The organism is Pseudoalteromonas sp. TAE79, assembly GCF_000498015.1.
In the GTDB taxonomy this organism is placed as follows: domain Bacteria; phylum Pseudomonadota; class Gammaproteobacteria; order Enterobacterales; family Alteromonadaceae; genus Pseudoalteromonas.
In genome coordinates this window covers 1-17,496 of sequence record NZ_AUTL01000176.1, presented here as the reverse complement: position 1 = coordinate 17,496, position 17,496 = coordinate 1, and the positions used below count along the sequence as shown (strand labels likewise).

The 17,496-nt window shown below is 39.8% G+C and carries 13 protein-coding genes and 2 pseudogenes; 9 read left to right on the top strand and 6 right to left on the bottom strand.

What is annotated here, in order from left to right; translation table 11 throughout:
- The 4 genes from hslU to priA form a co-directional block, all read right to left on the bottom strand.
- Complete coding sequence (gene hslU / locus L655_RS0113335) at positions 1 to 1,329, bottom strand: HslU--HslV peptidase ATPase subunit (protein WP_002958365.1); 1,329 nt, start codon at positions 1,327 to 1,329, stop codon at positions 1 to 3.
- 11 nt (positions 1,330 to 1,340) lie between these two features.
- Positions 1,341 to 1,859, bottom strand: a complete 519-nt coding sequence (hslV, locus tag L655_RS0113330; protein ID WP_002958366.1) for an ATP-dependent protease subunit HslV — start codon at positions 1,857 to 1,859, stop codon at positions 1,341 to 1,343.
- 79 nt (positions 1,860 to 1,938) lie between these two features.
- Positions 1,939 to 2,466 carry an SPOR domain-containing protein gene (locus tag L655_RS0113325; protein ID WP_024605285.1) on the bottom strand — a complete coding sequence of 176 codons (528 nt, stop codon included), beginning with the start codon at positions 2,464 to 2,466 and terminating at the stop codon, positions 1,939 to 1,941.
- Positions 2,467 to 2,486: 20 nt separating this feature from the next.
- Positions 2,487 to 4,673: a primosomal protein N' gene (priA, locus tag L655_RS0113320; protein ID WP_024605284.1), complete on the bottom strand. Its 2,187-nt coding sequence runs from the start codon at positions 4,671 to 4,673 to the stop codon at positions 2,487 to 2,489.
- A gap of 230 nt (positions 4,674 to 4,903) precedes the next feature.
- Here priA and rpmE point away from each other — a divergent pair, with 230 nt between their 5' ends.
- On the top strand, positions 4,904 to 5,119 hold the full coding sequence (rpmE, locus tag L655_RS0113315) for a 50S ribosomal protein L31 (RefSeq protein WP_002958369.1): 216 nt from the start codon (positions 4,904 to 4,906) through the stop codon (positions 5,117 to 5,119).
- A 525-nt stretch (positions 5,120 to 5,644) separates the two neighbouring features.
- Positions 5,645 to 6,890, top strand: a pseudogene (locus tag L655_RS01000000125600) (malic enzyme-like NAD(P)-binding protein).
- A gap of 82 nt (positions 6,891 to 6,972) precedes the next feature.
- Here the strand turns inward: L655_RS01000000125600 and metJ are convergent.
- The gene (gene metJ, locus L655_RS0113305; RefSeq protein WP_007586263.1) at positions 6,973 to 7,293 is read right to left on the bottom strand and encodes a met regulon transcriptional regulator MetJ; all 321 of its coding nucleotides are present in this window, start codon (positions 7,291 to 7,293) and stop codon (positions 6,973 to 6,975) included.
- A 289-nt stretch (positions 7,294 to 7,582) separates the two neighbouring features.
- Between metJ and metB the strand changes: the two genes are divergently transcribed.
- Together metB and metL are read left to right on the top strand one after the other, a co-directional pair.
- Entirely contained in the window at positions 7,583 to 8,830 is a 1,248-nt protein-coding gene (gene metB, locus L655_RS0113300) for a cystathionine gamma-synthase (RefSeq protein ID WP_024605283.1), read from the top strand.
- Positions 8,831 to 8,835: 5 nt separating this feature from the next.
- On the top strand, positions 8,836 to 11,181 hold the full coding sequence (gene metL, locus L655_RS0113295) for a bifunctional aspartate kinase/homoserine dehydrogenase II (protein WP_024605282.1): 2,346 nt from the start codon (positions 8,836 to 8,838) through the stop codon (positions 11,179 to 11,181).
- A 64-nt stretch (positions 11,182 to 11,245) separates the two neighbouring features.
- Here metL and L655_RS01000000125595 read toward each other — a convergent pair.
- A pseudogene (locus L655_RS01000000125595) lies at positions 11,246 to 13,736 on the bottom strand (PBP1A family penicillin-binding protein).
- Between the two features lie 130 nt (positions 13,737 to 13,866).
- On the opposite strand from L655_RS01000000125595, the gene L655_RS0113285 reads away from it, so the two are divergent.
- The 5 genes from L655_RS0113285 to L655_RS0113265 form a co-directional block, all read left to right on the top strand.
- A complete protein-coding gene (locus tag L655_RS0113285) occupies positions 13,867 to 14,946 on the top strand; it encodes a pilus assembly protein PilM (protein ID WP_024596029.1) in 1,080 nt (359 codons plus the stop codon).
- Positions 14,934 to 15,506, top strand: coding sequence for a PilN domain-containing protein (locus tag L655_RS0113280; RefSeq protein WP_002958376.1), 573 nt, complete (start codon positions 14,934 to 14,936; stop codon positions 15,504 to 15,506). Before L655_RS0113285 ends, L655_RS0113280 begins: the two co-directional genes overlap by 13 nt.
- A complete protein-coding gene (locus tag L655_RS0113275; RefSeq protein WP_002958377.1) occupies positions 15,496 to 16,101 on the top strand; it encodes a type 4a pilus biogenesis protein PilO in 606 nt (201 codons plus the stop codon). Before L655_RS0113280 ends, L655_RS0113275 begins: the two co-directional genes overlap by 11 nt.
- Entirely contained in the window at positions 16,098 to 16,637 is a 540-nt protein-coding gene (locus tag L655_RS0113270; RefSeq protein ID WP_024605281.1) for a pilus assembly protein PilP, read from the top strand. Before L655_RS0113275 ends, L655_RS0113270 begins: the two co-directional genes overlap by 4 nt.
- The coding region (locus L655_RS0113265) for an AMIN domain-containing protein (RefSeq protein ID WP_024605280.1) at positions 16,624 to 17,496 on the top strand (873 nt) is incomplete at its 3' end. The genes L655_RS0113270 and L655_RS0113265, both read left to right, overlap by 14 nt.

The following is a 17,496-nucleotide window of genomic DNA, read 5'->3' as shown; positions in this document are numbered from 1 at the left end:
TTATAGAATAAAGCGGCTTAAGTCTTCATCTTCAACAAGTGCACCTAAGTGTTTTTCAACGTAAGCGGCGTCGATTACTAATGACGAGCCTGCTTTTTCAGAAGCATCGTATGAAATTTCTTCCATCAATCTTTCCATTACAGTGTGTAGACGACGAGCACCGATGTTTTCGGTTTTCTCGTTAACTTGCCAAGCTGCTTTGGCAATACGCTCAATTGCATCGTCGCTAAACTCAATCGATACCTGCTCAGTTTTAAGCAGCTCTCGTTGTTGCTCGGTAAGCGATGCATGAGGCTCTGTAAGGATGCGTTTAAAGTCATCTGCAGTAAGTGCTTCAAGTTCTACTCGAATCGGTAAGCGGCCCTGTAGCTCTGGGATCATATCTGATGGCTTTGCCATCTGAAACGCACCAGAGGCAATAAACAGCATATGGTCAGTTTTAACCATTCCGTGCTTAGTATTTACAGTTGAACCTTCAATTAGCGGTAGTAAGTCGCGTTGAACACCTTCTCGGCTCACATCTGGACCTGAAGAATCGCCGCGCTTACAAATTTTGTCTATTTCATCAATAAACACAATACCGTTTTGCTCTACTGCAAAAATAGCTTGTTCTTTTAGCTCTTCAGGATTTACTAATTTAGCGGCTTCTTCTTCCGTTAATAGTTTGAAGGCTTCTTTGATTTTTAGTTTACGCTTAGTGCGCTTATCGCCGCCCATGTTTTGAAACATGCTTTGTAGCTGGTTGGTCATATCTTCCATACCAGGAGGCGCCATAATTTCTACGTTTGGTTGTGCTTGTGCTAAATCGATTTCAATTTCTTTATCATCTAGCTGACCTTCACGTAGCTTTTTACGGAACGCTTGGCGAGTTGATGAGTTATCATCACGCTGCGTTTCGCCGTATTGATCTTTCGCTGGTGGTAAAAGGGCATCTAAAATGCGCTCTTCTGCTGCTTCTTCGGCGCGATGTTTAAATTTCTTAGTCTGCTGTTCGCGAGTCATTTTAATTGATACATCGACTAAATCGCGGATGATAGTCTCAACTTCTTTACCAACATAGCCAACTTCAGTGAACTTAGTCGCTTCTACTTTAATAAAGGGTGCGTTAGCAAGTTTTGCTAATCGGCGGGCAATTTCTGTTTTACCTACACCGGTTGGACCAATCATTAAAATGTTTTTTGGTGTTACTTCGCTGCGTAAATCTTCTTTGAGTTGCATGCGGCGCCAGCGGTTACGAAGTGCAATAGCAACCGCTTTTTTAGCTTTAGCCTGACCTATAATGTGCTGATCTAGCTCGTGAACAATTTCTCTTGGGGTCATATCAGACATAATAGTTCCTATTATAATTCTTCGATTGTTTGGAAGTTATTAGTAAATACGCAGATGTTGCCTGCAATAGTTAAGCTTTTCTCTACTATTTCACGAGCGCTTAAATCTGTATTTTCTAAAAGGGCAGTTGCAGCTGATTGCGCAAAGTTACCACCACTACCAATTGCAATTAAATCGTTTTCTGGCTGAACTACATCGCCATTACCGGTAATAATTAAAGAGGCTGTTTCGTCTGCTACGGCGAGCAGCGCTTCGAGTTTTCGAAGTGCACGGTCACTTCGCCAATCTTTAGCCATTTCTACTGCGGCTTTAGTTAGGTTGCCTTGGTGCATTTCTAATTTGCTTTCAAAACGTTCGAAAAGAGTGAAGGCATCAGCAGTACCGCCGGCAAAACCAGCGATTACTTTGCCATTATAAAGACGTCGAACTTTGCGGGCGTTGCCCTTCATTACGGTGTTACCAAGTGAAACTTGGCCATCGCCGCCAATTACAACTTTGTCGCCGCGGCGAACACTTACGATAGTAGTCATGTTATTCCTCATCATCGAGCTGCAGAGGCAACTCGTAAAAAACGATTATGATGAGGTTATATGGGTGAATGGTTTATTTTCAAGTCCAGCCCCAAATTCCGCAGCCGACTATTTTTACACGTTTAAGTTTGTTTTTATCGCTTTCGGCTTGGCGTTTGGTTTTATAAGGACCTAAACGTACTTTATACCAAGTACCATTGCTGCCTTCAGCCTGTTTTATCTCAGAAATGAGCCCTGCAAATGCGATTTTAGCTTTTAACGATTCAGCTTGTGCATGAGTTCTGAAAGAACCGCACTGCATAACATAAGGACCTTTTTGCTCAAGTTCTTTTACTTCAACTTGAATCTCGTGGTTTCTAATTTCTTTAATAAATTCAGGTGTGCGTGGAATAACAACTTCCACTTTTGCGGGCGCAGATGGGTGTGCTTGTTTTTCGACAAGTTTTGGATCGGCATTACTTTTAATAAACCATAGTGTGTAGGCAAAACCACCTACAAGTAAGATGGCTATAACGGCTAAAAGAATAGGAAATGGTTTTTTAGCGGGTGCATTTTTTTTACTGTTTCTGCCTGCAGGCTTTTTATTAATATAATCGTGCTGTGCCATGGTGTTATTTTGGCCTTAACCTAAATCATGTCTATAGGGTCTACGTCTAAGCTCCAGCGTACTTTTTGTGCAAGTTTACTGGTACTTAAATAATCAACCATTTGCGCAAGGTACTGATGTAATATGCGGCGATCTTGCGCTTGAATATGTAATTGAAAACGATACATACCTGCGACTTTTTCAAGTGGAGCAGGGATCGGACCGAGCAATTGTATACCAGATACCCCATTCACAGGAACCAAATCCGTCAAAAAATCGACGACTAGCTTAATGCTATGTCCTTGTGCACGCACAATGGCCATATTTGTAATGGGCGGTAAGTCAGCATCATCGCGCTCACTAAGAGCAAAGCGGGCAAAGTCTTGGTAGCCATTATTAACTAAGTCTTGTAAAAGAGGGTGTTCTGGAAAGTGTGTTTGTAATAACACTTGACCAGGCTCTCCTGAACGCCCAGCACGCCCCGCTACTTGGGTGACTAATTGCGCTAAGTGTTCTGTCGCTCTAAAGTCGCATGAGTATAAGCCGCTATCTACATCTAAAATTATAACAAGGCTTACATCTGCAAAGTGATGGCCTTTGGCAAGCATTTGTGTTCCCACTAAAATGCGTGCGCCTCCTAGGTTGATTTCATCAAGTGCTTTTTCAAGGCTACCTTTACGACGAGTTGAATCGCGATCTATACGAGTAACAGGTGTATCAGGAAATTCGGTAGATAAAAACTCTTCAATTTGCTCTGTGCCTTTACCGTTAGGGAATATTTGTGTGCTCCCGCAATCAGGACATTGGTGAGGGACAGGGTACTGGTCGCCACAGTGATGACAGATCATTTGTCCAATCGCTTTATGAAATGTAGCGCTGGTACTACAGCGTTTACATTCGCTCAACCAACCGCACTCATGACAAATTAGGGTTGGCGAGAAACCTCGGCGATTTAAAAATACCATAACCTGTTTACCGCGATTTAAATGCTGGCGCATAGTAGCAAGGCTTGCGTGGGCAATACCCGCTTGGTCGGGTTGGCCTTTCATATCGAGTAACTTAAATTGGTTGTCGGTCGCTGTTTGTGCACGCTCAGTTAAGCTTAATAGCTGGTATTTGTTATTAATTGCCTTGTGAAGTGTTTCAAGAGCGGGTGTAGCGCTGCCTAATATAAGCGGGATTTTATGCTGAAAAGCTCTGTAAGCGGCTAAATCACGGGCATGGTAACGAAGGGTATCTTGTTGTTTAAATGACGAGTCGTGCTCTTCATCAACAACAATCATGCCTAGTTTTAAAAATGGCAGAAAAATACTCGAACGCGTCCCAATAACTATCGCACAACTGCCTTTTTCGCAAAAGCGCCATGTTTGTAAGCGTTCGTTATCGGTAAGTGCTGAGTGCCAAAGCATAATGGGTGTATCAGGAAAGCGGCGACGAAAACGGTTTACAGTTTGTGGCGTTAAACCTATTTCTGGCACTAATACTAATGCTTGCTCACCACGTTTTAATACTTCTTCTAGGCACTGTAAATACACTTCTGTTTTACCACTGCCAGTGACGCCTTCTAATAAAAAGCTGCTAAATCCAGTACTTTGATTTATTGCTGTACAGGCAACCGCTTGTTCTTTATTAAGTATAGGTTTGCTACCGACAGTTGGTACAACGCTTTGCCATTGGTTATCGTGTTCAATAGTTTGCGTCATAAGCTCTTTATCTATTAGGCTATCTATTGTTTTTTTACTAAAGCCCAGTGCCTTTAACTCAGTTAACGATGACTTACCTGATTGCGATAACTGTTTTAATAAGTTGAGCTGTGTTTTAGCTTTTAATGACGGTACTTTCGCGCCTTTTTCAGTTAAAGCAACCATATTAATACTGGTTTTATCAGGTGATTCACCTTGGCGAAGTACAGCGGGTAGCGCTATATGAATAGTTTCGCCTAAAGGATAGCAATAATAGCGCGCGGTAAAGCTAAGGAGATCTAGGTGCTGAGTACTTAAAATAGGGGCGTCGTCTATTACCTCTATAATATTCTTAATTTTATCTAAAGGGACGTCGGTACTGCTTTTAATACCCAGAACAACAGCCACTTTTTTTTGGTTACCAAAAGGTACCAAAACGCGCATACCGGGTAGTAAAGGCGTTGAGAGGCCGCTGAGCTGTTCTTCTATTTTATAATCAAAGGTGCGTGGGAGCGGGACTTTAATAGCAACTTCAACAAAACTCATAACAACTCAACCCGTAAAATTAATGCTGTAATGTACTAAAATTACCGTAAAAAACCTACTAGCAATAGTGCTTGAGGCAGAGATTGTTCACTTTTTTGGCTAAAACATAAATAAATACTTGTGTAGGGGAACGTTGTTGGATAAAATCCGCCACCAACAAATTTGTTTTAACGACGTATGGTGCCAGACTTCGGGTTTGGAGAGCGATGCGGCCTTAACTAGAGGTTCCTATGAAAGAAGGTATTCACCCTAAGTACGAAGTAATTTCTGCAACATGTTCATGCGGAAACAAATTCGAAACTAGCTCAACTCTTTGTAAAGACATTCACTTAGACGTATGTTCTGCGTGTCACCCGTTTTACACTGGTAAGCAAAAGATTTTAGACACTGGCGGCCGTGTTGATCGCTTCAACAAGCGCTTCGGTGCACTTAGCAGCAAGAAGTAATTATTGCTGTTTAGTTAAAAAAAGCACCTTAGGGTGCTTTTTTTGTGCCTAAAATTTGCCATTTATTACCTCATTTAGCTAACTTTGGATATATCCCTCTTTGCATAACTATTTCCTATTCTTATTCTGAGTATGCATAAACCTTTACAGACAAATCGATAGATATTCTCTATATTTTAAATAGTACAATTTTTAACTAGGTTGATAAAAGTAGCTAACGTGGGCTTATCTGTTTTTAAAGTAGAGTAGTAGGCTGTTATTTAAGTTTATGGTGATACTTTATACATACATTTTTTTAATATTTCACTAGGCATAAAAGCACCTTAAAACTTACTTTTTAGGTGAATTTTTATTTATTAAATGTTTATATAATCCTGCAAAGTTACTGAAAAACCTCTTAAAATTAAAGGATATAGCATATAACAGGATAGACCTGATATTGCTTGGAATTTAAAAATAATAAGGGTATCGTACCCCAAGACTCCACCTCTCACTTTAACTTAAATTGCAGGATACCATCGCGTTATGTCTGACTTTCGTGAACAAGCACTACATTATCACTCACACCCCGTACCTGGTAAAATTAGCATTGAGCTAACAAAGCCTGCTGAAACAGTTCAAGACTTAGCCCTAGCTTATAGCCCTGGCGTTGCCGAACCTGTACGTGAAATTGCTGCAGATCCTGCAAATGCATATAAATATACCGGTAAAGGTAATATGGTTGCGGTTATCACTAATGGTACTGCAATTCTCGGACTTGGTAATTTAGGCCCGTTAGCGTCTAAACCTGTAATGGAAGGTAAAGCGTTATTGTTCAAACGTTTCGCTGGCCTTGATTCAATTGATATTGAAGTTAAGCACCGTACGACAGAAGACTTTATTAATACGGTTGCCAATATTGCCGATACATTCGGTGGTATTAACCTTGAAGATATTAAAGCACCAGAGTGTTTTGAAATTGAAAAAGCATTAATAGAGCGTTGTAGCATTCCTGTTTTTCATGATGATCAACACGGAACTGCGATTGTAACGGCTGCGGGCATGTTAAATGCGTTAGAAGTACAAGGTAAGTCAATTGAAGATGCAATTATTGTATGTTTAGGGGCTGGNTGGCGCTGCCGCTGTTGCGTGTATGGAGCTGTTGATTAAGTGCGGAGCACTGCGCGAACACATTTATATGCTTGACCGCAAAGGTGTTATTCATACCCGCCGCGATGATTTAAATGAATATAAACAGCTTTTTGCTAACAATACCGATAAGCGTACATTGCAAGATGTAATTGCAGATGCTGATGTGTTTGTAGGTGTTTCTGGCCCTAACTTATTAGCGGCTGAAGATTTAAAGCTAATGGCTGAAAAACCAGTTGTGTTTGCATGTTCAAACCCAGATCCTGAGATTGATCCTGCACTTGCGCACGGCGCACGTAACGATTTAATTATGGCAACAGGGCGCTCTGATTACCCTAATCAGGTTAACAATGTTTTATGTTTCCCGTTTATTTTCCGTGGTGCGCTTGATGTGCGTGCAAGCGCTATTAACGATGAAATGAAAATTGCTGCAGTTGAGGCTATCCGTAGTATTGCTAAAGAGCCTGTACCTGCAGAAGTTTTAAAAGCAGCAGGCGTAGATAAATTAGAGTTTGGTGCACAGTATATTATACCAAAACCAATGGACCCTCGTTTACTGCCGCGTATAGCAAGAGCTGTTGCCCTAGCTGCTGTTGAGTCAGGTGTTGCGCAAATTGATTTGCCAGAAAATTATATGCAGTAAATCTATACAGTAGAGCTATGCAATAAAATTTAGACATAAAAAAACCTCAGTAATTACTGAGGTTTTTTTGTCTTTGTAATATTTATTCTTCGTTTAAAACGGGTACTTCTAGACCCATTTCTTGCATTATTTTTTTAACTTCTTCTGGCACTTTTTCGGCGTTATCTTTACGTAAGTCATCGTCATTTGGTAAAGGTTGGCCAGTAAAAGCATGCAAAAATGCCTCACATAGCAATTCACTATTTGTAGCATGGCGAAGGTTATTGATTTGACGACGTGTACGTTCGTCAGTTAATACCTTTAATACATTTAGCGGGATCGAAACGGTGATCTTTTTAACTTGCTCTGATTTTTTACCGTGTTCTGCGTATGGGTGAATATACTCACCATTCCATTTAGCCATAAGATGTATCGTTGCCTCAGATTATTAATTTCTCACACGGTATAAAAAGCGTGTAAATATGCGTGAAATTCTATCGATTTAAAAAAGATAGTCAAATAATAGATACCGATCTATCTTAATAAGCCTATTGTGAGTGTAAAGATAAGCACACTTTTGTGAGCTAAAATGTGTTATTCGCAGAGGCTCCTTCTACTTATAGCCATCTAGAGCTTTAAAATACTTTGACTTATCAAAACGGATAACTTACTCTTTTGGACGTCTAAACATCCAAATTAATCAGGTGACGAATATGAGCGAAAAAAACAAAGCAACCATTGCTGTACGTAACGGCGTTGATGCTGATAAACATCATGGTGCGGTGGTACCGCCAATTTATTTATCGACTACTTATTCGTTTGCCGACTTTGATACTAAGCGTGAGTATGATTATGGTCGTAGCGGTAATCCTAATCGTGATATTTTAGCTGAGACGCTTGCTAAGCTTGAAGGTGGCGCTCGTGGCATAATTACAGCTACAGGCATGGCTGCCGTGCATTTGGCTACTCAGCTACTTAATAGTGACGATACGTTAGTAATTCCACATGATTGTTATGGTGGCAGCTATCGTTTATTTACATCGTTACAAAAACGCGGACTACTAAAGCTCGAAATATTAGATTTAACAAAAGAAGAAAGCCTTCAACAAATTTTAGTAATTAAACCTAAGCTTATTTGGATAGAAACCCCAAGTAACCCAGTACTTCGTTTAACAGATATTAAAGCAGTGACTGATGTGGCTAAGCAATGCGGGGCTTTGGTTGCAGCAGATAACACGTTTTTGTCTCCTGCCTTACAAAACCCTATTAAGTTTGGTGTAGATATTGTGGTGCATTCAACTACTAAATATATTAACGGGCACTCAGATGTAGTGGGCGGCGCTGTTATTGCTGCAACACAAGAGCTTGGTGATGAGCTTGCTTGGTGGGCAAATAATATTGGTATTACGGGCGCCCCTTTTGATAGTTATTTAACGCTTCGTGGTCTACGTACTTTAAATGTGCGCTTAAGGCAGCACCAAGAAAATGCGCTAGCAATAGCTAAGTACCTTGAAAGCTCCAATTTTGTAAGCCAAGTTTACTATCCAGGACTTGAGTCACATCCTCAACATGAGCTTGCTAAAGCACAGCAACTTGGTTTTGGTGGCATGGTTAGTTTTGATATTAAAGGCGATATAAACGACGCTGCGGCATTTTTAACTAGCCTTAAAACGTTTAGTTTAGCTGAGTCATTAGGTGGCGTAGAGAGCTTAATTTGTCACCCTGCAACTATGACGCACGCAGGTATGGAGGCAACAGCACGTTTAGAGGCGGGTGTGGGCGATACGCTTATTCGTATTTCGGTAGGTATTGAAGATATACACGATTTAGTCGCTGATTTTGAACGAGTGTTTGAACTTGTAAAACCAGGGCAAAATAAAAATGTTGGCCGTGTAGGCAAAGGAGCAGGCACTCCTGGTGGTAACGTTAAATTAAGTGCAGCCCGTCCGGCGCTTTGGTGATTAATATGGTCAATTGTGTACATAAATTTGGTGGTTCAAGCTTAAGCTCTAGTGAGCGCTATCAAAGCGTAGCTAAAATAATTATTGGGCATACTCAGCCGGGTGACTGTGTTGTGGTATCTGCTGCAGGTAAGACTACAGATACACTTGTGTCGTTGTGGCAAAGTTATCAGCTGCAAGACACGCAAGCTGTCGCTGATATTTTACTGCAGTTAAATAACCATCAAAGCGATTTAATTGAGCAGTTATTACAAGCTGATTTAAAGCGCTGCGCACTTAAAACACTAAATACCGAGCTTAGTAATATTGCAGAACTTGCTCAAGCTGAGCAGCTAAAAGAGGCTGCGTTACTTGCGCATGGGGAACTGTGGTCTGCACGTTTACTCGCTACTTATTTACAGCAGCTAAATATTGAGGCGTGTGCTCAAGATGCCCGTAGTCTTTTTACCTTAAACGATGGTGAATTAATGCATGCGCAAAATGCGCAGCAATGTCGACAGTCAATTTTACCTAATAAGATAAATGTTGTTACTGGGTTTATTGCCGCCGATACGAAAGGTGAGACCGTAACACTTGGACGCAACGGTAGCGATTATAGTGCAACACTACTTGCAAATTACTGTAATGCTAAGCAAGTATGTATTTGGACCGATACACAGGGTGTGTTTAGCACTGATCCTCGAAAGGTAAAAAAGGCGATTAAGTACGGCAAAATTTGTCGCGGGCAAGCTAATTTATTAGCTCGTTTGGGTAACCCTGTATTACATGCAAAAACACTATCGCCACTTAAAAACACAGATATTAAGCTAGCTGTTCGTAGTAGTTTTGATGTGCAAGCAAGCCCAACAGATATAGTAAAAGAAGGTTCAGCAAAGAAAAAGCGCTTTATAACCACGCTGCAAAATGTTGATCTGTTAATGGTTGAAGGATTAAGTGAAGGTGAGGTCGCAAGCGTTAGTCAGCTTATTCAGCATAGCCTTCATCATTTTAACCATAATGGTGAAGTGTATTTAGTAGTACCGGCTGCACAAACATATCAAGTTATTAATTACTTTGCTGGTAGAGCTAATATTAGTGAGTCAAATTTAAATGGCTGTGCAATTGTTGCCCCTGAGCAAGACATTAGTGTACTTAAACTGCAAGCTTTAGAAGTATTAGCTGAGCAGACTATAAAACCGCGTTTTGTGCATCAAGATAATGGTTATGTTTTATTACTAACAGACCAATTTATAGATAGCGATATACAAAGCGCCTTACACGATAAGCTAATCAATAAAGGCCAAGAAATAGCCGTTATAGTTGCGGGCCTTGGCAATGTAGGCGATGCTTTTATTGAGCAGTTATCGGCACAATTTGAGCGTTTATCAGGCGATTTTAGTATTAAATTGGTAGCGCTGGTTCGCTCTAAACATATGTTATTTAATGCAAGTGGCATAAATATACCGCAATGGAAAACTCAATGGCAGCATGAGGCGAATAGCTATGAAGCTGCGGATTTACTTAATGCGATAAGCGAGCTTGACTACGAACATAAAGTGTTAATTGATATTACCGCAAGTGAGCAGTTTAGCTTTTTATATACAGATTTTGTAGACAGAGATTGTCATTTAATTAGTGCTAACAAATATGCAGGTACAGCACCTACTTCTTGGTATAAAGCACTTCGTAGTAACCTTGGCGAACGTAATTTACATTGGCGATATAATACAAGTGTAGGCGCAGGCTTACCTATCAATTTTGCTTTGGCTGATTTGCAAAATAGTGGTGATAAAATTACGCGTATTGAAGGCGTGTTCTCGGGTACACTTTCGTGGTTATGTAGTAAGTATGATGGTACGACTGCTTTTTCTGAGTTGGTATTAGAAGCACAGAAAATGGGGTTCACAGAGCCTGACCCTCGCGAGGATTTATCTGGACGAGATATGCAGCGTAAGTTACTTATTTTAGCTCGAGAGTTAGGTATAGAGCTTGAGCTTGATGATATTAGCTTATCGGCATTAATGCCCGGCGAGCTTGCGCTAGGAAGCTGGGAAGACTTTCTAAACAATAAAGCCCAGCTAGATGCGTTCATTGAAGAGCATGCTGATACAGCAAAAGCTAATAACTCAGTACTGAGATACACAGGCCTATTAGATATAACAAAAACTGAAGTTATCGCTAAAGTAGGAATTACGTATGTCCCCAATGGGGATGCGTTAGCAAACCTTACACCTGGCGATAATATTTTTGTAATTAATAGTAAATGGTATAGTGATAACGCGCTTGTGATTCAGGGGCCAGGGGCTGGGAAAGAAGTAACCGCTGCGGGTGTACACTCTGACTTATATTGGCTTGTTCAAAACTTAAAATAAGCGATTATTTAAATTAAAACGGCAGCTTAAATAAGCTGCCGTTTTTTGTATTACAGAGATATTATTAAAATAGCTCTTCTTCGGTTTTTGTGTCTTCTTCAAATATATCGTTTGGCTGAGATAGCACATACTTTGTCGGTGCAGTGCCTTTTTCGAAGTATTCAAAGCGGCTGGNAGTCATTTTTGTGGCTTAGCAAACCAGTGGCTAAATCAATACGAATCGAAACAAGCCCCTCAGGTGGCTCAATTGGCGCTTCAGGTGTTCCCTCAAGTGCGGCTTTCATAAATTCAATCCATGCAGGCTGCGCTGTTTTAGCCCCCGATTCAGCACCAGATATTTGGCTGCTATCTAAGTTGTTATTGTACGTAGAACGGCCAAGAGCGTTACCTGGGTTATCAAAGCCCACCCACACAGAAGTCATTACTTTACTGTTAAAACCACTAAACCAGGTGTCTACAGAATCGTTAGTTGTGCCTGTTTTACCCGAAAGATCACGACGTTCTAAAGCTTGTGCGCGCCAACCTGTGCCACTCCAACCCGTTTTATGGCCCCAACTACCGCCGCCCCAAATACCACTGTGCATTGCATCAGCAATTAAAAATGCATTCTGCTTAGAAATAATTCTCGGTGCACATTTTTTTGTTGGTTCCACTACATCACTACTATTATGAAGTGAGAATTCATTGCGTGTTGGTAAAGGCTCTTCATCACAGGCTAGGGCAGGGTTTGCTTTAAACAATACATTACCGTAAGCATCTTGAATTTCTGAAATAAAGTAAGGTTCAATTAAGTGGCCACCATTGGCAAATGCACTCATGCCACGAGCAAGTTCAAGTGGTGTAATGGAAGCACTACCCAGTGCTAGTGATTCACTGCGATTAATGTCTGAATCTTTAAAGCCAAACTTTAATAAATGATCAGCTGTACGTTGTAATCCAACGCCGCGTAGTAAGCGCACCGAAATAACGTTTTTAGATTGTGCTAAAGCACGGCGAATTCTTATCGGACCATTATATACAGCAGGGCTGTTTTTAGGGCGCCATGCTACGCCTTGGCTTTTATCCCATTGGTTTATAGGAGCATCGTTTAATATAGACGCAAGCGTGTAACCTTTTTCAAGTGCTGCTGAATATATAAAAGGTTTTATATTAGAACCTACTTGACGCTTTGCTTGTACCGCTCGGTTATATTGACTTTGCTCAAAGCTGTAACCACCTACAATAGCTTTAATTCTGCCATCTTGTGGGTCGAGTGACACAATAGCACTTGATGCTTCTGGTATTTGGCTTAGTAAGTAGCTGTCATCTTCATTTTTACGCACCCATATTTGCATTCCTGGCGTTAAAATATCTGTAGCTGCTTTTGGAGCAAAACTTTGGCGGTAACGAGTAATATATTTACGCGCCCATTTTAAGTTATCCCAAGTAAGAGTTGTGCGCTCGCCACTTTTAAGTAATACCGACGCTGTTTTATCATTAACACTAAGCACGGCTGCTGCTTTCAAAGTACCCAACTCATTTACGCTTTGTAATTTATTGAGTATTTGTTGCTCAGTTAAAGCAGGTTGTGTTTCAGGATCCCATAAAACATCTGTTGGTCCTCTAAAACCATGGCGCATATCGTAATTATGTAAGTTGTTTACAAGTGCGTTTTGCGCTGCTTTTTGAACTTTAGACTCTACCGAGGTGAAAATTTTAAAACCTGAGTTGTAAGCTTTATCTATTCCATAACGCGAGACCATTTCAGCGCGCACCATTTCAGAAATATACGGGGCGTATAAATTTATTTCAGCACCATGAAAATAAGCGGTGATAGGTTGGCTCGTTGCTTCGTTATATTCTTCTTGAGTAATATAATTTTCAGTTAATAAACGCCCTAAAACAACATTTCGGCGTGCTTTTGCACGCGTTGGGTTACGAATTGGGTTTAAAGCTGAAGGGGCCTTCGGTAAACCTGCAATCATCGCCATTTGTGCAAGTGTTAAATCTTTTAACTCCTTACCGTAATAAACTTGTGCTGCAGCACCAATACCAAAAGCGCGATTACCTAATTCTATTTTATTAAGGTAAAGCTCTAAAATTTCGTCTTTTGTTAATACACCTTCAATATGTAGCGCTATAAATATTTCTTTAACTTTACGAATATATGCTTTTTCGCGAGTTAAAAAGAAATTACGAGCAAGCTGCATAGTAATAGTACTTGCGCCTTGTTTTTTCTCGCCGGTAGATATAAGAACAATAGCCGAACGTACAATACCTATAGGATCTATGCCTATATGATCGTAAAATCGATTATCTTCTGTCGCTAAAAATGCATTAATGAGGGTTTGAGGAATTTCATCAATAGTCACTGGAATACGACGCTTTTCACCAAATTGATTGATTAAAAGCCCATCTTTTGTGAATACTTGCATAGGAGTTTGTAATTGCACGTCTTTTAAAACTTGCACACTGGGGATATCAGGTTTAACGTAATAATAAAGACTGACCAAAGTGATCAGACCAATTAACACACAAATGATAAAAAATTGTAAAGTTCGTTTTAATAAAATCACTTATATTTCCCTAAATGGACTCCCAATTGCGAGTTTTGACTGCTAGTATATATTGATTAAAAAATGAATAATATTTTTTCAGATAAAAATTATAACTTGTTTATTATTAAAACAAAGGCCAAGTTGAAACATGCTAAGTCAACTATTTCAAAAACCGTCCCCGATGATGGTAGGAATTGATATTGGATCGCACTCTATCAAAGCGGTGCTTTTACGTGAAATTGAAACTGGATTTCGACTAGAAGCACTTGCAATTGAGCCGATGCCAAAAGGTGCGATGAGTGAGCGCACAATCCAAGATATTGAAGCGATTGGTAACGTTATTACAAAATTAAGAAAAAAATTACCGAAGTCGTTAAAATCTGCTGCAGTGGCTGTTTCTGGCCAAACAGTTATTACAAAAGTGATCTTCATGGATGTATCGTTAACAGATGCTGAACTTGAATCGCAAATTGAAATTGAAGCTGATAGTTTAATCCCTTACCCGCTTGATGAAGTGAGCCTCGATTTTGAGAAGCTTTCGACGAATGAGGCCGATCCTAGCAAAATGAATGTTTTGCTTTCGGCTGCTCGTACTGAGAGTGTTGAAGCACGGGTGGGCGCTTTAGAAGCCGCAAATTTAGAAGCCAAAATAGTAGATGTAGAAAGCTACGCATTGAGCCGTGCTATGGACGTTTACTATCAACAATTACCTAGCGATGCATTTAATAAGTGTGTGGCTGTGGTCGATATTGGCGCAGTTTTAATGCTTGTAAGTGTTGTGCAAGCTGGGGAAACCATTTATACCCGTGACCAAGTTTTTGGTGGCGATCAATATACAAATAGTATTGTTGCTTATTATAATAAAGGCTTTGATGAAGCCGAAATAGGCAAAACATCAGGTGATTTACCGCCAAACTATACCTTTGAAGTATTAGCCCCTTTTCAAACTTCGTTACTTCAACAAGTTCGCAGAGCTGTGCAAATGTTTTTAACAACCAGCGGTAAAGAGCAAATAGATTATATTGTATTAACGGGCGGTACATCGATGATAAAAGGTATCGACCGATTGCTTATTGAAGAACTCGGTATCCACTCAGTTGTTGCAGAGCCTTTTGTAAATATGGAAATTTCCCCAAAGGTAGACCGTAATATAATGCAGCGTCACAAAACGCAGTTTGCAATTGCAACAGGGTTGGCATTAAGGAGTTTTTCAACATGCCACATATAAATCTACTGCCTTGGCGTGAATCACAACGCGAAGAATCGAAAAAGAAATTTGTAACTATACTTGTTGGTGTCGTCATACTTTGTTTTGCAAGTATGTATTTATTAAGTTCTTTTTATAGCGCTTTAAAAGACGGTCAAAATTTAAAGAATAATTATTTAAGCTCAGAAATTAGCATGCTAGATAAAAAAATAAGTGAAATACGAAGCTTAGATAAAAGAAAGGAAAATTTACAACAGCGTATGAGGCTCATTGAAGAATTGCAAAGCAGCCGTAATTTGGGTACGCAAATAATGGATGAAGTTGCCAAAATAGTGCCAGGTGGCGTTTATTTAACAAAGCTGGAGCGCAAAGGCAGCCAAATACATGTTTTAGGACGTAGTGAATCTAATAATCGCCTATCAACAATGCTCCGCCAAGTACAAAGCTCATATTTACTAGAGAATCCTTCAATGCAGGGCATTGTTGCAGGCGATCAATCTTCGCGTTTACTTAGTGATTTTAATATGGAATTTTATGTAAAACCATTTGATAAAATTGGTGAGGTTAGCGATGAACCTTGATTTTAAAGCACTGAGTGAAATTGATTGGAATGAAATAGAGCTTGATAACATTGGTGATTGGCCAATTGCTGTTAAAGCAATTTGCTGCACATTTGTTGCGGGCCTTGTATTGTTTTTTAGTTATAGCCTATTAGTTTCTGATGAAATTGACAGCTACCATAGTGCCGTGGCAAAAGAAGTTGAACTACGAACAACTTATCGAACTAAGTATGCAGTAGCGAGCAACCTTGAAATATATCGTCAACAAATGATTGAAATGGAAGATAAGTTTTCACAGCTATTAAAGCGTCTACCCACTTCGAACGAAACTCCTGGTTTACTTGATGATTTATCATATGTTGGGACAACGAGTGGTCTGACTTTTTTAAAAATAGGTTGGCTGCCAGAAGTTGAAAAAGAATTTTATACCGAGCTACCTATTAAAATCGAAGTAATAGGTAGCTACCATGAGTTTGGTGAGTTTGTAGGTAAAGTGGCCCAGTTACCCCGAATTGTAAGCTTACATGACTTTTCTATTTTATCATCGGGCGATAAACAGTTAACATTCAGTGTTGTTGCAAAAACATATCGTTATGAAGAAGGGGTTAAAAAATGAAACTCCTTCGCGTAGTACCTTTAGCTATAGCGTTTGTTTTAGCTGGTTGTAATGATGACACTTCTGAGCAAAAAGAATTTATTGATCAGGTAAAAGCAAGCACCACACCAAAGGTTGAGACGATTCCTGAACTGACAAAGTTTGAAATATTTGAGTACAGTGCTGGTCAGCTACGTAGCCCGTTTGTAGCGCCTCAGCCTGAGATTATTCAAAATAAACTAACGCAAGTAAAAAACTGTTTGCACCCAGATCAAGAGCGTCGCCGCGAACCGTTAGAGAAATACCCGCTAGATAATTTAGCAATGAAAGGCACAATTGGCTCTAGTGGACAAATATGGGCATTAATTACAGCAACAGATGACACTTTGCACCGCGTAACGGTAGGGAATTATCTTGGAAGTTATGATGGCAAAGTAAAAATAGTAAGCAACGACTATATAGAATTAGTGGAATTAATCCCTGATGGGTCTGGTTGTTGGAAAGAGCGCCTGACTAAATTAGAAATGTTAGAGGCGGCAACAGATGGCGCAAATTAATAATAAAAAAGGTAAAAATAGCATGTATAAGGACGTACTTTGGCTTCATCGTATTTCACGAGTATTATTGGTTGCTGTTGCTTTAGTCACTGTAAATACAGCCATTGCAGGGCCATTACTATATGATGTTCGTTATAACCCATTACTTAAAGGCGAGACTGAATTACAGCTTGTTTTTGATGAAGAGTTAACGCTTGAGCCAAAAGTTCAGGTGTTTAATAGCCCAGCCAGAATCGAAATGTTTTTTGATACTGCAGAGTTAGAGGTTGGTTTAAATGATGTTGCAGTTAATCAAGCTGGGATTAGCAATGTAACTAATGTTCTAACTGATAGTGGTTTAAAAGTAACAGTAAACCTAGATAGATTAAAAATTTATGAAACCGAAGTTCATAATAATTTAGTATCAATACGCGTATCGGACAACCCACTTACAGAATCTGAAAACGAAGATGTAGTGATGGATTCAGGTGATGTAAGTGGAAATTATATTAATCGTATTCAGTCAATTGATTTCAGACGTGGTGAAAAGGGCGAAGCTAAAGTACTCGTATTTTTACAAGACACTCAAGCTGCAATTGAAGTACATGAGAGCGGCGGAAAAATTTATGCAGACTTCCATCATACTGATATTTTAGATGACTTACTTTATGAGCTGGATGTATTAGATTTTGGTACTGTTGTAAGTAATATTGAGACTTTTAAAGAAGATGGATTAAGTCGTGTTGTTATTGAGCCAAACGCTCAGTTTACATTTACGTACCAGCAAATAGATAATATTTTAACGCTGACGGTAGAAAAAGATGAAACGCAAAACGCCTATTTAGACGGTGGCGTTGAGTACCAAGGTCGCCCTATGACC

Coding starts and splice junctions, on each gene's coding strand:
- hslU (WP_002958365.1), bottom strand. CDS start 1,329: ATGTCTGATATGACCCCAAGAGAAATTGTTCACGAGCTAGATCAGCAC.
- hslV (WP_002958366.1), bottom strand. CDS start 1,859: ATGACTACTATCGTAAGTGTTCGCCGCGGCGACAAAGTTGTAATTGGC.
- L655_RS0113325 (WP_024605285.1), bottom strand. CDS start 2,466: ATGGCACAGCACGATTATATTAATAAAAAGCCTGCAGGCAGAAACAGT.
- priA (WP_024605284.1), bottom strand. CDS start 4,673: ATGAGTTTTGTTGAAGTTGCTATTAAAGTCCCGCTCCCACGCACCTTT.
- rpmE (WP_002958369.1), top strand. CDS start 4,904: ATGAAAGAAGGTATTCACCCTAAGTACGAAGTAATTTCTGCAACATGT.
- metJ (WP_007586263.1), bottom strand. CDS start 7,293: ATGGCTAAATGGAATGGTGAGTATATTCACCCATACGCAGAACACGGT.
- metB (WP_024605283.1), top strand. CDS start 7,583: ATGAGCGAAAAAAACAAAGCAACCATTGCTGTACGTAACGGCGTTGAT.
- metL (WP_024605282.1), top strand. CDS start 8,836: ATGGTCAATTGTGTACATAAATTTGGTGGTTCAAGCTTAAGCTCTAGT.
- L655_RS0113285 (WP_024596029.1), top strand. CDS start 13,867: ATGCTAAGTCAACTATTTCAAAAACCGTCCCCGATGATGGTAGGAATT.
- L655_RS0113280 (WP_002958376.1), top strand. CDS start 14,934: ATGCCACATATAAATCTACTGCCTTGGCGTGAATCACAACGCGAAGAA.
- L655_RS0113275 (WP_002958377.1), top strand. CDS start 15,496: ATGAACCTTGATTTTAAAGCACTGAGTGAAATTGATTGGAATGAAATA.
- L655_RS0113270 (WP_024605281.1), top strand. CDS start 16,098: ATGAAACTCCTTCGCGTAGTACCTTTAGCTATAGCGTTTGTTTTAGCT.